Here is a 14,903-nt window from a genome sequence, read left to right as displayed (position 1 = left end):
AACACCATTCTAGACAGAACATACCCCTGCCTATTAATGCCACAAAAGTATAACTTATTAATAAATCCCTGACAATTTTGTGACGTAATTTATCAATTTATAATCGTTCTAAATAAATTAAAACAACTATATTGAGCGGGAACAAACCACCTCTTGTACTTCGAGGCAGAAATCGATAAACGTCAAATTTAAGACTTAAAGATGACATAAAAAAATACAGCCCACCCACTTCAGCTTTCTTCATAACAGTATGTTGACAAAGAATTGATTACAGATGTGTAACTTTACAGCTATAGATTATCATGAAAAAATTGCTAATTTTATAGGGCTTGGTTTTTTGACGACTAGATGCGTCCCAAGAGCTCCATATCGCCTAATACAGACATTAATCTTTAATACAATGGAAGATTCAAAAAAATACAATGCATTAACACCCGAAGAAGAACATGTCATTCTTCACAAAGGAACAGAACGTCCTTACACAGGAACTTTATTAGATAACAAAACCAAAGGAACATACGTATGCAAAAGATGCAACTCCGCCCTTTACCGATCGGAAGACAAATTTGATTCGCAATGCGGATGGCCAAGTTTTGACGATGAAATCAAAGGTGCCATTCGAAAAGAAACGGATGCCGATGGAAGAAGAACAGAAATCCTGTGCAATACTTGCGGTGCACATTTAGGCCATGTTTTTACCGGTGAAAGATTAACCGATAAAAACATGCGTCATTGCGTTAATTCCATCGCTATGAAATTTGTCGCAGATACGTCCGAATCTACTTCATAATAGAAGATTCGCGTATTTTCAACTCACAGGGTAAGGTCAAGCATTTAATAGACTTGGCTTTACCTTGTAATTTTAAAAGTAAGATATTGATGATCTGATTTGCAATCTCTTCAATAGGTTGAGAAACAACCGTAATAGCAGGCTCATGCAATTTGAAAAGCGTATGATCATCAAATGCAATCAATGCAGGCAATTTGTATTCATTTCTCTTACCCGATTTAAGACCGGTAATGGCCAGATAGTTGGTCGCAAATAAGACGGCATCCAACCGATTGTCTACCACAAACTCATGCAGCTCATCCATAGCCTCCTCCTCCGAAACATCCAGTTGGATCTTTTTAATATACGCCTGCTTCTTAAATTGATCCATAGCCTTCATGTACCCATCCAATCGGTCACGCATCTGCGTTTGATTCGAATATAGTGAAACCAGACCAATACGCTTATATCCCTGTTCATTAAAATGAACAGTGGCATCAAACGAACCTTGAAAGTTATCCGCGATCACATAGTCAGTCTCCACTTCTGGCAAGTAACGATCAAATAAAACCACAGGCACGTTTGCTTGCAATAAATTTGAAATCGTATCCTCTATACCCTCAGAAGGCGTAATGATAAAACCATCCACCTGTCTATCATTGAACATACCAATCAACTCCTTCGTCTTCTCAGTATCGTTATTCGTACTACAATAAATAATCCGATAACCCTGCTCATAGACCTTCGTCTCGATCAAGCGCGCTATATTACTAAAAAATGGATTTGAAATATCCTCAATAATTAATCCGATAATTTTCGTCTTACCTGTACGCAAACTCTTGGCTAGTTCATTGGGTTTATAACCCACTTTTTTCACATAATCAAGAACACGCTTTGTCAATGACTCACTGATCCGCTTTTCTTTGGCTTTATCATTCAATATAAAAGATACTGTCGTAACCGAAACCCCTAAAGCTTTAGCGATGTCACTAATCAAAATTCTTTTCTTCATTAAGTATAATATTTTTAGATTTATCAGTTACTAAACTAAAAAAAATTATATAATTAATGCCATATAATCTAAAAATATTTAAGCTAAAAGGTTTTATTAAACAAAAAAAATACTATATTTCGCCCTTAAATGAGACCAAATTAATTACTTATGATTCGATTGAATTACAATAAATTTTTATTCAGCATTCTTGCATTATCACCCTTAAGTCTAGTAGCACAACAAAATTTGACACCTTACGTCAACCCATTAATAGGTTCCGAAGATCATGGCCATGTATTCGTAGGCGCCAATGTTCCACTAGGAGCAGTACAATTGGGACCATCACAAATCGCCCAAACCTGGGACCAATTCAATGGTTGGGATTGGTGCAGTGGATACAATTACAAAAGCAAAGAAATATTAGGATTTACACATACACATCTGAGCGGAACAGGAATCGGTGACCTCAATGATATCATGATTGTACCAGCAAACGGAAAAGTACAATTGAAGCCGGCAGAATTCAATAAGATGGATACAGGCTACGGATCTAGCTTTAAAAAAGAAAATGAAATTGCCCAACCGGGATTCTACAGCGTACAATTGGACGATTACCAAGTACAGGCTAATCTGACCGCCACCGAACGTGTAGGTTACCATCAATATGTCTACAATAAATCGGACAATGCCCACCTATTCATTGACCTCTCCTTTAAGATGAATTGGGATAAGACAACAGACTCTTATATCAAGCAAATCAACGATAGCACCTTTGTTGGCTACCGCTTTTCTTCAGGATGGGCAAGCGATCAAAAAGTATATTTTGCATTAAGAACATCAGTTCCAATCCAAAAGGTACAATTCTACGATGATAACGATCAAAAGTTTGGTTCTTCCACAGTAAAAGGCCAAGCCATTAAAGCGGCTTTGTTTTTTGATGCAATCAAAAATAAAACCATCGAAGTGAAAGTAGGTATTTCAGCAGTGAGCACAACAAATGCGTTAGAAAACATACAAGTAGAAATTCCTACTTGGAATTTTGCGCAAACGAAAAAACAAGCAAACGACAAATGGAATAGCACGCTGAATAAAATCCAATTTGAAGGAGACGCAGATACCAAAACGATATTCTACACCGCACTCTATCATACCTATTTTGCTCCAACAATTTTCAACGATGCAAATGGCGATTACTTAGGCACAGATAAACAAGTATACGAGAAGCAAGATTTCACGAATCACACCGTTTTTTCATTATGGGATACCTACCGTGGACTACATCCATTGATGAATTTATTAGAAGATCGTAAGATCAATCAAGATTTTATTAAAACCATGTTGGCCATCTATCAGCAACAGGGCAAACTACCCGTATGGCACTTACAAGGCAACGAAACCAATACGATGGTAGGCCTACCGGCTATACCAGTAGTTGCTGATGCAGTCATAAAAGGAATCTTGGATGAAAAAGACTATGAATTGGCTTGGGAAGCAGTCAAAACAACTGCAATGGGCTATGACAATGGTTTGAAATTCGTTCGTGATCTAACGTATATCCCTATAGACAGCATGGATCACGAATCTGTAGCATGGGCATTGGAATATGCTATTGCAGATTACAGTGCATTCAAAATGGCAGAGAAACTTGGTAAAAAAGAAGATGCTATTTACTTCCAAAAGAGATATAAACTATATGAACAATATTTCGACAAAGAAGTCGGTCACTTTGTTGGAAGAAAAGCAACAGGTGAGTTCAGGAGACCCTTCAATGCTTTGATGGCCAAACACCGTGAAAATGATTATTGTGAAGGGAATGCTTGGCAATATACTTGGTTGGTGCCTCAAGATGTTAAGGGTTTGATCAACCTCTTTGGAGGAGACAAAAACTTCTTAAAGAAATTAGATGAATTCACAACCATGTCATCCGATTTGGGCGACGAAGCATCGAATGATATCACCGGCCTTATCGGTCAGTACGCACAAGGAAATGAGCCGAATCACCATGTTCCTTATCTATATGCTTACGCAGGAGAACCTTGGAAAGGCTCAGCGCTTGTCCGTAAAGCCATGACAGAGTTCTACACGAGCAAACCAAATGGACTATGTGGTAATGATGACGCAGGACAGATGAGTGCTTGGTATGTATTCTCTGCCATGGGTATGTATCCGTTAAACCCTATTAGCGGTATATACGTCTTTGGCTCTCCTTTGATGGAGAAAGCGACTATGAGTCTTCCAAACGGAAAACAATTGAACATAGTGGTTAAAAACCAAGCTAAAGAGAACAGCTATATTAAAAACATCAAACGTAATGGTAGCGCTTACTCAAAATCATACATCACCTATGAAGACATCTTAAAAGGAGGAACGATTGAAATTGAGATGAGCAGTACACCAAACAAGAACTGGGGAAAAGGAGTACAAGATAGGCCCGTCTCAGTCAATAACTAGGAAGGAATAAAAAGACAGCTAAAAGCTGTCTTTTTTGTTTTTAAACGATTTATTTCTTTAATTTTGACACTTTATAATAAAATCAGCTTTCATTTGAATAATCGAAAGTAACTAAAATTCATAAGGAATGAAATTTTTCATCAATAATCCCAAAGATATCCTCCAAGAAGCTTTGCAGGTATCTCTTTTACACCAGCCCTTAAAAAGAATCAAATCAGACGAAGTCAATGTCGTCATTCGTTCAGATTGGGATAAGAAAAAAGTATCGCTTATTTCTGGTGGAGGATCTGGTCACGAACCAGCGCATGTTGGTTTTGTTGGAAAAGGACTATTGACAGCCGCCGTTTGTGGAGAGGTTTTCGCGAGCCCCTCTGTTGACGCCGTACTCACGGCCATTATCAGCACAACCGGAGAATCTGGTTGTCTTTTGATTATCAAAAATTACACAGGTGACCGATTAAATTTCGGCTTAGCAGCAGAACAGGCAAAAGCTTTAGGATACCAGGTAGAAATGGTCATTGTAGGAGATGATATTGCACTTGGAACATCTGGAAAAAGACGTGGCTTGGCAGGTACTATTCTTGCTCACAAAATCGCAGGCTATTATGCTGAAAAAGGAAAATCCCTATTCGAAATTAAACAAATCGTTGAAGAGGCATTAAATGATACGTTCACTATTGGGTTATCATTAACCTCTTGTCAAAAATTTGATCAACAAGCACCTGAACGTCTTCATGAAGATCAAGCTGAATTAGGACTAGGTATTCATGGTGAGCCTGGCATTAAAACCATTCCTTACTCAACAGCAGATAATTTATTAAAAGAAGCCGTCGATCTATTAATCCCCTACCTCACTACGGATTCAAAATATACGCTATTACTGAACAATCTAGGAACGGTAACTTCTTTAGAACTTTCTGTAATTCTTAATTCATTATTACACCAAAAAGATTTACAGCCAGTTGTCAACCATATCCTAGGCCCACATACTTTCATGACAGCACTCAATATGAAAGGTATTTCCATTACACTTATAAAAGAAACACCTGCTGTATTAGAAGCGTTAGCAGCAGATTCAAATAGTAACTGGTTTCAATTACAACAAATCAGAAAACCTGACTACATGGAGGTTCCAGATTTACCAAAAATAATACAATCAAAAGCCTCTTCAAATGCAAAAAATGAAATAATTATTAAAGAAATTACAGCGCTATTGATTAAATCTGAAACAGAATTGAATGCTATTGATCAATTAGTAGGTGATGGCGATGCAGGTTCCACTTTTGCTATTATAGGAAACCAAATTACACGTTACGCGCAACAACTTCCCTACGATGACATTCAAGCTTTACTTGCAACTATAGGTCGATTAACGGCTCGTGATGCAGGAGGATCATCTGGAGTATTACTTTCCATCATGTTTACAAAAGCAGCAGAAGCATATTCAGTAAACCAAAATTTAGGAACAGCTCTATCAGCGGGTTTAGATCAAATGATGGCATACGGAGGAGCGAAAGAGGGTGCCCGTACGATGATAGATGCTTTAAGTCCAGCTTTCAAAGCAATATCTGACAAAAAAGATTTAACACAAATTGCTGACGCTGCCAGACAGGGTGCTGAAAGCACTAAGAAAATCACCAAAACAAATTTCGGAAGGTCATCGTATTTAAATGAAGAGACTTTGAAAAATATCGTAGATCCAGGAGCTGAAATTGTAGCACGTATATTTGAACAATTAGCACTAAAAACTGCCAAATAGACACCAAAAAAGCCAAGGTACAATTATTGTATTAGTTAGGCTAAAATAAGGAGATTAAAAATGTCAGAATTGAACAACAACATCAACATAGAAGATATCCAAGACGGAGATAACAATAAAGACTTCTACACCAATTTCAGAGAAAAATTAATTGCTGTAGAAAAATTTCCATCCTTGTACAAATTCAAATTCATTGTAAAAGCCGATTTGGAAAAAATAGCGCAAGTAAAGCAGGTATTTACACATGCTAGTACCAAATACGCTGAAAAAGAATCATCTGGTGGTAAATACAAATCCATCACGGTTGAGACTTTTGTGAACAATGCAGATGAAGTAATTGATTATTACAAAGAAGTATCGAAAATAGAATCTGTTATTATGTTATAATAAGACGAAAACAGGCTGTCAATAAGACAGCCTGTTTTTTTTTGTCAACAAAAAAAGCTCACTTTTCAGTGAGCTTTTTTAATATTTAAGTTTTTATAACTTACGCTTTAGGAGCATCATTTTTTGGAGCTTCATCAGCTGGTTTGTCTTCACGAGGAGGACGAGGTAATAAAGCTTTACGAGAAAGTTTCAATTTACCTTGCTTGTCGATATCCAATAACTTAACCGTTACTTGATCACCTTCTGTAAAGATACCATCCATGGTTTCAAAACGTTTCCAATCAATTTCAGAGATGTGCAATAAACCATCTTTTCCTGGCATGATTTCAACGAAAGCACCAAAAGGCATGATAGACTTCACCTTACCTTCGTAAGTAGCTCCAACCTCAGGTTTAGCAGCGATATTCTTAATACGTGTACTCGCATCATCAATTGCCGCTTTATTATCAGCAAAGATCTGAACGATACCTTTACCATCTACCTCTTCAATAGAGATAGTAGCGCCAGTTTCACGTTGCATTTCTTGGATGATTTTACCACCGGGGCCAATAATCGCACCAATAAATTCTTTATCGATGATGATCTGAACGATACGAGGAGCATGTGGTTTGTAATCTTCACGAGGAGCAGCAATCGTTTTCTTCATCTCACCTAAGATATGAAGACGAGCCTCTTTCGCTTGATCCAACGCCTGTGTTAATACTTCCCATTTCAATCCATTGATCTTTAAGTCCATTTGACAAGCAACGATACCTTTTTCAGTACCTGTTACTTTAAAGTCCATATCACCTAAGTGATCTTCATCACCTAAGATATCCGAAAGAATCGCATATTTACCTGTTTTCTCATCCGAGATTAAACCCATAGCAATACCAGAAACTGGCGCTTTCAATTTAATACCTGCGTCTAATAATGCCAATGTACCAGCACAAACTGTTGCCATTGAAGAAGAACCATTAGATTCTAAGATATCAGAAACAACACGGATGGTGTAAGGATTCTCCGCTACTGGAGGCAATACTTGTCTCAATGAACGTAGTGCCAAGTTTCCGTGACCTACTTCACGACGGCCTGGACCTCTATTTGGTCTAGTTTCACCTGTAGAGAATGCCGGGAAGTTATAGTGAAGGATAAATTTATTATAACCGTTGATGAATGCACCATCAATCATTTGTTCTGCATCTTTAGCACCTAAAGTTACCGAAGTCAATGCTTGTGTTTCACCACGTGTAAATACTGCTGAAACCGTGAGCTGCTGGTAAGTAATTTACTTCTGACCAGATAGGACGTACTGTACGTACATCACGACCGTCAAGACGTTTTCCTTCATCCAGTACTAAATTACGAACGGCATCATATTGTACATCGTGAAAGTATTTTTTGAATAAGAATTTAGTATCCTCATCCAATTCTTCAGGAAGAGTAGCTCTGAATTCGTCAGCAATCTTCGCGAAAGCTTCAGAACGATCATGCTTAGCAGACGCTGAAGCAGCAACTGCATATACTTTATCGTAAGTTGCGCTGAAGATTTCAGCTCTCAACGTATCATTTGTAGGTTCGTGGTTATACTCACGTTTTACTTTCTTACCAACTAAGTTAGCCAATTCAACTTGAGCAGCAACTTGTTTTTTGATCGCTTCATGCGCAAAAGCAATTGCTTCTACCATTTCAGCCTCAGAAATTTCGCTACATTCACCCTCAACCATACCAATATCTTGAGCAGAACCAGCAACGATGAATTCTAAAGTTGCTCTTTCTAATTCAGACATTTTTGGATTGATCACCAATTGTCCATCGATTTTCGCTACGCGAACTTCTGAAATAGGACCATTGAAAGGAATATCAGACACTGCAATAGCAGCAGAAGCTGCTAAACCAGCTAATGCATCTGGCATAATATCTTTATCTGCAGAGATCAAAGAGATCATCACTTGTGTATCTGCGTGATAATTTTCAGGGAATAAAGGACGTAAAGCTCTATCAACCAAACGAGAAATTAAAATCTCGTAATCTGACAAACGTGCTTCACGACGTAAGAAACCACCAGGAATACGACCTGTAGCCGCATATTTTTCTTGGTAATCTACTGACAAAGGTAAAAAGTCAACTCCAGATTTCGCTTCTTTAGCAGAAACTACCGTCGCAAGAATCATCGTATCACCTTGTTTTAAAACTACTGCACCATCAGCCTGTTTAGCCAATTTACCAGTAGAAAGCTCGATCTGGGAGCCATTGCCCATATCAATTACTGTTTTGATTTCGTTATAACTCATTCGTTGTTATTTGCGATATGCTTTTCATCTTTTGGCGGCATACCTATTATTAAAACTATTTAATTTCATCGCAAAGATAAGGTAAAATTTTCAGAATCAAACTTAGATAACTTGCTTTTATATACTACTATAATTGCATGTCAAAGCAACTTAACATTATCTCCTCCACCATAGCAGATTATTTTAGCGCGACATTGAGCAGTTAAAAACAACATTTCAAAAAACAGGGGAACAAAAAAAAGCCATCTCGAAGGAGACGGCTTTTCTAAAGTTTTATACTAAAAGCTTATTTGATGATATCACGTAAACCTAGACCTTTAATGATCGCACGGTAACGGTTGATATCAGTTTTGAACAGGTAAGCTAATAATGAACGACGTTTACCTACTAACATTTGTAGGGCACGTTGTGTGTTAAAATCTTTTCTGTTTTTTTTCAAATGCTCAGTTAAGTGAGCAATTCTCTTAGTGAATAAAGCTACTTGTCCTTCTGTAGAACCTGTGTTCGTTGCCGAACCTGCAAATTCCGCGAAGATATCTGCTTTGTACTCTTTACTTAAATACATCTCTGAAATAATATTAAAGCGTTAAAAATTTTTGTTAATTGACTGCAAAGGTAGCAATAAACTTTAACCCACAAAAATTAATGCAGATTAAAATTCAGGTATACCCTCACTATCAAGGCATAGACGCTTGTGTGCAGATCTACCAATCATTGGCTTATCACTTATACGCAGCGCTACTTTGCCGTATGACAACAGTGTAGCAATTGCATAGCATACTTAACTAAGTATAGAGCTAGACTTTTACATAGATTTTCTTTTTATCCAAGTAAAAACAGATCAGCCACATGAATGCTAAAAAACATAGGGAATAAAAGAACGAACCCACTTCAGGAGGCCCCGGTAAAGGCTTACAAATTGTCGTATAAAACCAGGTAAATGCATTGGTATACACTTGCTGCCCCTCTTCCCCTACCCCATTTGGTATTCGAATAAGCCCGACTAAACGCGGTAAGACACCACTCAATACAAAGATAAATAAGGGGTTCTTACCAAATACATCAAAAAATTTAGTAACACCATTTTTCACTCCCTGCACTTCGATAAACCAAATCATACCACCAATTGTCATCATACCAAGTCCTGTTGTATACAACACATAGGAACTTGACCATATTTTCTTATTGATTGGAAAGCCCAAGGACCAAACCCATCCCAATACCACCAAAATAAATCCGGTAACAAATAAGCCCGAAAGCAATTTAAAATGGGGTTCTTTACTCTCTGGAACTTTAGACCATAGCCAATCTACCTGTCCATGTTTCTTGATAAACGTACCGGCTAAATAACCAAATACGACCTGTACAATAGTAGGCAATGTACTCATCAATCCTTCAGGATCAAAAGGGACACCCTCACCTTTATAAACGTGGGCTATACCCAAAATCTTAATATCGATTGCTGTACCAAACCAGCCCGCTAAACTATATGGATCTCCCGCTTGACCAGCAAAAGCACAAATACCCCAATAGACCAACAAGATAAGCGCAGAAATCCAAATGAGCGTTTTCTCTTTAAAATAATAAGCTAAAACCGAAGCAAAACAATATGCCAAAGCAATACGCTGCAAAACACCAAAGATTCGAATACCTTTTTCAGCATTATCCGGATTCACCCAATGTTTCAATCCCAGAGTATCGCCATTCCATTGGACAAAAGGTGCCCAATTCAGAAATAAACCTATGGCAAAAATCAGAACAGTACGCTTGATTACTTTTTTCCAGAAGATGGCATCACCCGACTCTTGCAAGCGTGGGATAACAAATGACATCGCATTACCTACTGCAAATAAGAAAAAGGGGAAAACCAGATCTGTTGGTGAGCAGCCATGCCATCCTGCATGCTTTAAGGGTGCGAACATATGCGACCATGTCCCCGGATTATTGACCATAATCATCAGCGCAACTGTAGCACCGCGAAATACGTCAAGTGAATAATAACGTTGTTTCATAAAATAGTTTATTTGAACCAAAGATATTGTTTTTAGGGCAGAAAATAGACCGTTTTCACCAATCAAAATCGTTCGATTACTCCAAACAAATAACAAATAGCACAAACAATGCCGATATTCCATTAATTGTGTTCCAATAAACTTTTGAAGTTTAACAAATATTATCTTATTCCAAAAAAGTAAAAATAAAACCTAAAACATTTTAAATCTATCAAGATTTTAATTTCATAATTGAAACTAACACCATTCCTAATAATAATTTTAAGCAATAACAATTCATACTTCTTAAAAAAAAATAAAAAGTATTTCATCTTTTAGAAATATTATCATAACTTTGTCTTAACGGAAAACCAATCCAGTTATGAATAGTCAAATTATTAAAGCTATATACTTTCAAAAATTGCAATCGATTGCCCAACTGAGTAAGGTTTTTAACAAAAGCATACCAGTCATTACAAAGTCGATAAATTCATTATTAGAAATGGATTTAATTGAAGGCAATGACCTCGCTGTGTCTACAGGAGGAAGAAGAGCAATCCAATTTAAACTTAACAACAAACTCCCTATCTATACATTAGTCATAGCTCTGGATCAATATTACACGTCTATTTACATTTTTGATTTAGAAAACAATAGTGTTTCAGAAAATGTGGATTTATATAATCCACTAAAAAATAATAAAGCTTTAGAAATTATCATCAATGCAACAGAAGAAGTAATAGCTTCATCCAAAATCCCTGAAGCAAATTTTTTAGGTATCGGCATCAGTATGCCTGGCTTCGTTGACACAGAAAAAGGAATCAATGATTCGTTTAATAAACAATCTAAATTACACCATATCAAAAAACATATCTCCGAACACTTCAAAATACCGACTATTATTGAAAACGATTCTACCTGCATCGCCTTTTCAGAACAAAAATTTGGTGCGGCTAAAAATATAAAAAACTCATTAGTCATCAATTTAAATTGGGGAGTAGGCCTAGGTATGATTGTAAACGATCAGATATTTAAAGGATCGAGCGGTTACGCCGGAGAATTTAGCCATATTCCGCTTAGTGACAGTAATGAATTATGTTCGTGCGGAAAAAAAGGTTGTTTAGAAGTCGAAGCATCATTAACCGCTGCAGTAAAAAATGTCCAAGCTGCATTAAATTCAGGAGAAAAGTCAAGTTTAGAATCCGAACAACATAATAATCTTTTAGCTCAAGGAGATGCACTATTGGAAAGTGCTATCAATGGCGATCAACTTGCCGTAGCCAGCCTAGGGAAAATTGGTTATATGCTCGGAAAAGGTATTGCAACATTAATTCACATCCTCAATCCAGAAGCAATAATCATTAGTGGAAGAGGAGCCAAGGCAGGAAACTATACTCATGCCCCAGATACAAACAGCTATTAATGAATTTTGCATACCAAGACTAGCTCAAGCAACAGAATTAAAAATATCAAATACAAATAAGCAGGCACAGAGCTTAGGCACTGCCGCCTTCGTCATAGAAAACTTAACACAAACCCTAATAAAAGCTAACTAATCACACTTATAAATCACTTATTATGAGTTATTTCTACAAAAAAAGTGCAGGTTTGGCATTATGCACCCTATTTAGTGCATCATCCTTATTCGCACAGCAAACTATTACTGGAACGGTAACAGATGCTACAGGCCCAGTTTCTGGCGTTACCGTATCCGTAAAAGGTACAGCGCGCGGAACACAAACAAGCGCAAATGGTACATTTACCATCCAAGCAGCAGCAGGCGAAACACTGCGATTTTCAAACATTGGTTATAAAGCAACAGAAATTGTAGTCGGTTCAACTAAAACGATTAATGTTTCCTTAGTACAAGATTCGGAAGCTTTGGGTGAAGTGGTGGTAACCGCTATGGGAATAAAACGTGAGAAAAAAGCACTTGGATATTCTTTTCAAGAAGTAAAGTCAGAGCAATTATTAGAAACTAAAGAAAATAATATTGCGAATGCCTTAGTCGGAAAAGTATCTGGTTTACAAGTTATTAAAGGGTCAAACGGCCCTGCATCCTCCACCAAATTAACATTAAGAGGAAATAACTCACTAACAGGAGATAATCAACCATTAATTATTGTCGATGGTGTACCGGTTAACAACTTCATTGGAGCAAAAAATAATGATTATTGGAATCCCTCATTAGATATGGGGAGTGGACTTGGTGATATCAACCCAGAAGACATTGAAAGCATGTCTGTTTTAAAATCTGGAGCAGCATCTGCCATTTATGGTTCAAGAGCAGGAAATGGAGCAATTGTTATTACTACGAAATCTGGTAAGCTGCAAAAAGGAACAGGAATCACCTTTTCTTCTACACTTGGTCTAGAATCCATTTTTATGACCCCAGAGATCCAAAATAATTTTGGTCAGGGAAAGGATGGGGTAGGTGAGAAAACGAGCACTGAAAATTGGGGCCCAGAAATTGAGACTGCCTATGATAATATCGGCAATTTTTTTAAAACTGGTATCAACCACACTCAAAATCTTTCGTTTCAACAACAAATAGGAGAAAACACAAATGTATATACTTCGGCAACCTATTTGAATGATGATAGTAAAATCCCTGGCTCAACATTTAGAAGAATAAACCTACTATCTAAAGTCAATACGACATTTGGTCCGAATAAGCGGTGGATTACTGATGTCAAAGTTCAATATATGAACACCGAAGCTTTAAATCGCCCACAAGCAGGTCAAAACTCGTCAAACGTATATTCGACTTTGTTTAGAATGCCCAGAGATTTGAATATTTTGGATTTCAAAAACCCAATCAATGAAGATGGTAAGATGAACTGGTATGGTACATCAAATTCAACAAATCCATATTGGTTAGCTAAATATAGACTCAATCAGGATGTTCGTGATCGTTACATCATGAATGCAAACATCAAGTATGTCCTAACTGATTGGTTAGATGTAGAAGGTAGAGTTGGGTCGGATCGTTATTCAACGAATTACAATGATAGAATCTATTCAGGAAGTCCTTTAGCAACAACAGGTCGATATTCGCTAGGAAAAAATACTTTCTTTGAAAACAATTACACCATTGCTTTGAATGCAAGAAAGGATGATTTGGTAGGCAAATGGGGAGGATCAGCATCCCTTTTTGGACAAATAATGAACACCAAAGAAACTGGGTTGAGTGCAAATGCTGGAGACTTACAAGTACCTGATATTTTCACCATCAACAATGGTAAAAACAATCCTTCAGTTGATGAAACCTTCTATAGAAAACAAATCAATTCACTTTATGCTACTGCCGAAATTGATTATGATAACTTTTGGTTTATTAACCTGACAGGAAGAAATGACTGGTCCTCAGCGTTACTTGAGGAGAACCGTTCCTTCTTTTACCCATCAATAAGTACATCACTTATTTTATCTGAAATGATATCGAAGAATGGTGGTACAATGCCTTCATGGTTAAATTTCACGAAATTAAGGGCTTCATACGCTGCTGTAGGAAATGATTTACGTTCGTATAAATTATTCAATGTCTATAGTACTGGAAAAGATCCTGATGGAAATACAGTTGCAAATCGAGACAACACCAAATACAATCCAAATATTGTCAGTGAGTTAATCAAAACAGTAGAAGCAGGTTTTGAATTAAGAATGTTCAATAGCCGCTTAGGATTCGATTTCTCTTGGTATAAAACAAATGCAACAAACCAACTTATTGCATTACCGATGAATCCAATGAGTGGGTATAGCTTTGAGATGGTAAACGCTGGTAATATACAAAATCAGGGTATTGAAATCATGTTGAATGGTACAATTCTAGATAACAAAGAAGGTTTATCATGGAATACCAGTGTTAACTTCTCTAAAAACAAAAATAAAATCATTTCACTAACGTCAGACCGCGATTATTACCCTCTAGGAGGTTTTGACAATGTTGCCGTACGTGCAGTAACAGGAAGTCTATATGGCGATATCTTAGGTACAAAATTTTTGAGAGTAACAGATGAAAAAAGCCCTTACCTGGGACAGCTTTTATTGGACGGAAATGGCTTACCACAAGCAACATCTGAAATTGAAAAACTAGGAAATCAATCTCCTACAGCACTAGTTGGCTGGACAAACTCCTTTAATTATAAAAACTTTGCATTCAATTTCCAAATCGACGGAAGATTTGGTGGAGAATTTTTCTCTGGAACCAATGTAGCACTTCAAGGAAACGGAAACTGCAGCAGCCACAGTAATTGACGGTAAAAGAGACAATTTTATC

The 14,903-nt window shown here is 37.1% G+C and carries 9 protein-coding genes and 1 pseudogene; 6 read left to right on the top strand and 4 right to left on the bottom strand.

What is annotated here, in order from left to right:
• Positions 1–274 precede the first annotated feature (274 nt).
• Entirely contained in the window at positions 275–790 is a 516-nt protein-coding gene (locus tag ACFX5U_RS01855) for a methionine-R-sulfoxide reductase (RefSeq protein WP_400262355.1), read from the top strand.
• Here the strand turns inward: ACFX5U_RS01855 and ACFX5U_RS01850 are convergent.
• Positions 780–1,781: a LacI family DNA-binding transcriptional regulator gene (locus tag ACFX5U_RS01850; RefSeq protein ID WP_038695797.1), complete on the bottom strand. Its 1,002-nt coding sequence runs from the start codon at positions 1,779–1,781 to the stop codon at positions 780–782. The two genes, ACFX5U_RS01855 and ACFX5U_RS01850, sit on opposite strands and share 11 nt — an antisense overlap.
• A gap of 150 nt (positions 1,782–1,931) precedes the next feature.
• Here ACFX5U_RS01850 and ACFX5U_RS01845 point away from each other — a divergent pair, with 150 nt between their 5' ends.
• From ACFX5U_RS01845 to ACFX5U_RS01835, 3 genes are all read left to right on the top strand, one after another.
• Entirely contained in the window at positions 1,932–4,214 is a 2,283-nt protein-coding gene (locus ACFX5U_RS01845) for a GH92 family glycosyl hydrolase (protein WP_400262354.1), read from the top strand.
• A 127-nt stretch (positions 4,215–4,341) separates the two neighbouring features.
• Complete coding sequence (locus ACFX5U_RS01840; protein WP_400262353.1) at positions 4,342–5,973, top strand: dihydroxyacetone kinase subunit DhaK; 1,632 nt, start codon at positions 4,342–4,344, stop codon at positions 5,971–5,973.
• 60 nt (positions 5,974–6,033) lie between these two features.
• The gene (locus ACFX5U_RS01835) at positions 6,034–6,360 is read left to right on the top strand and encodes a DUF493 domain-containing protein (RefSeq protein ID WP_038695791.1); all 327 of its coding nucleotides are present in this window, start codon (positions 6,034–6,036) and stop codon (positions 6,358–6,360) included.
• 100 nt (positions 6,361–6,460) lie between these two features.
• On the opposite strand, the pseudogene pnp reads toward ACFX5U_RS01835, so the two are convergent.
• The 3 genes and pseudogenes from pnp to ACFX5U_RS01820 all read right to left on the bottom strand — a co-directional run bounded on the left by pnp (position 6,461) and on the right by ACFX5U_RS01820 (position 10,645).
• Positions 6,461–8,633 (bottom strand): annotated as a pseudogene (pnp, locus tag ACFX5U_RS01830) (polyribonucleotide nucleotidyltransferase).
• Positions 8,634–8,919: 286 nt separating this feature from the next.
• A complete protein-coding gene (gene rpsO, locus ACFX5U_RS01825) occupies positions 8,920–9,198 on the bottom strand; it encodes a 30S ribosomal protein S15 (RefSeq protein WP_038695787.1) in 279 nt (92 codons plus the stop codon).
• A gap of 232 nt (positions 9,199–9,430) precedes the next feature.
• Positions 9,431–10,645, bottom strand: a complete 1,215-nt coding sequence (locus tag ACFX5U_RS01820) for an acyltransferase family protein (RefSeq protein ID WP_400262352.1) — start codon at positions 10,643–10,645, stop codon at positions 9,431–9,433.
• A 361-nt stretch (positions 10,646–11,006) separates the two neighbouring features.
• Between ACFX5U_RS01820 and ACFX5U_RS01815 the strand changes: the two genes are divergently transcribed.
• The gene (locus ACFX5U_RS01815) at positions 11,007–12,047 is read left to right on the top strand and encodes an ROK family protein (RefSeq protein ID WP_400262351.1); all 1,041 of its coding nucleotides are present in this window, start codon (positions 11,007–11,009) and stop codon (positions 12,045–12,047) included.
• A gap of 155 nt (positions 12,048–12,202) precedes the next feature.
• Entirely contained in the window at positions 12,203–14,881 is a 2,679-nt protein-coding gene (locus ACFX5U_RS01810) for a SusC/RagA family TonB-linked outer membrane protein (protein WP_400262350.1), read from the top strand.
• The last annotated feature ends 22 nt before the right edge of the window (positions 14,882–14,903 follow it).

This window comes from Sphingobacterium sp. SG20118, assembly GCF_044740685.1.
Lineage (GTDB): Bacteria > Bacteroidota > Bacteroidia > Sphingobacteriales > Sphingobacteriaceae > Sphingobacterium.
Note: the sequence above shows the minus strand (reverse complement) of the source record. Positions and strands in the feature narration are given on the sequence as shown.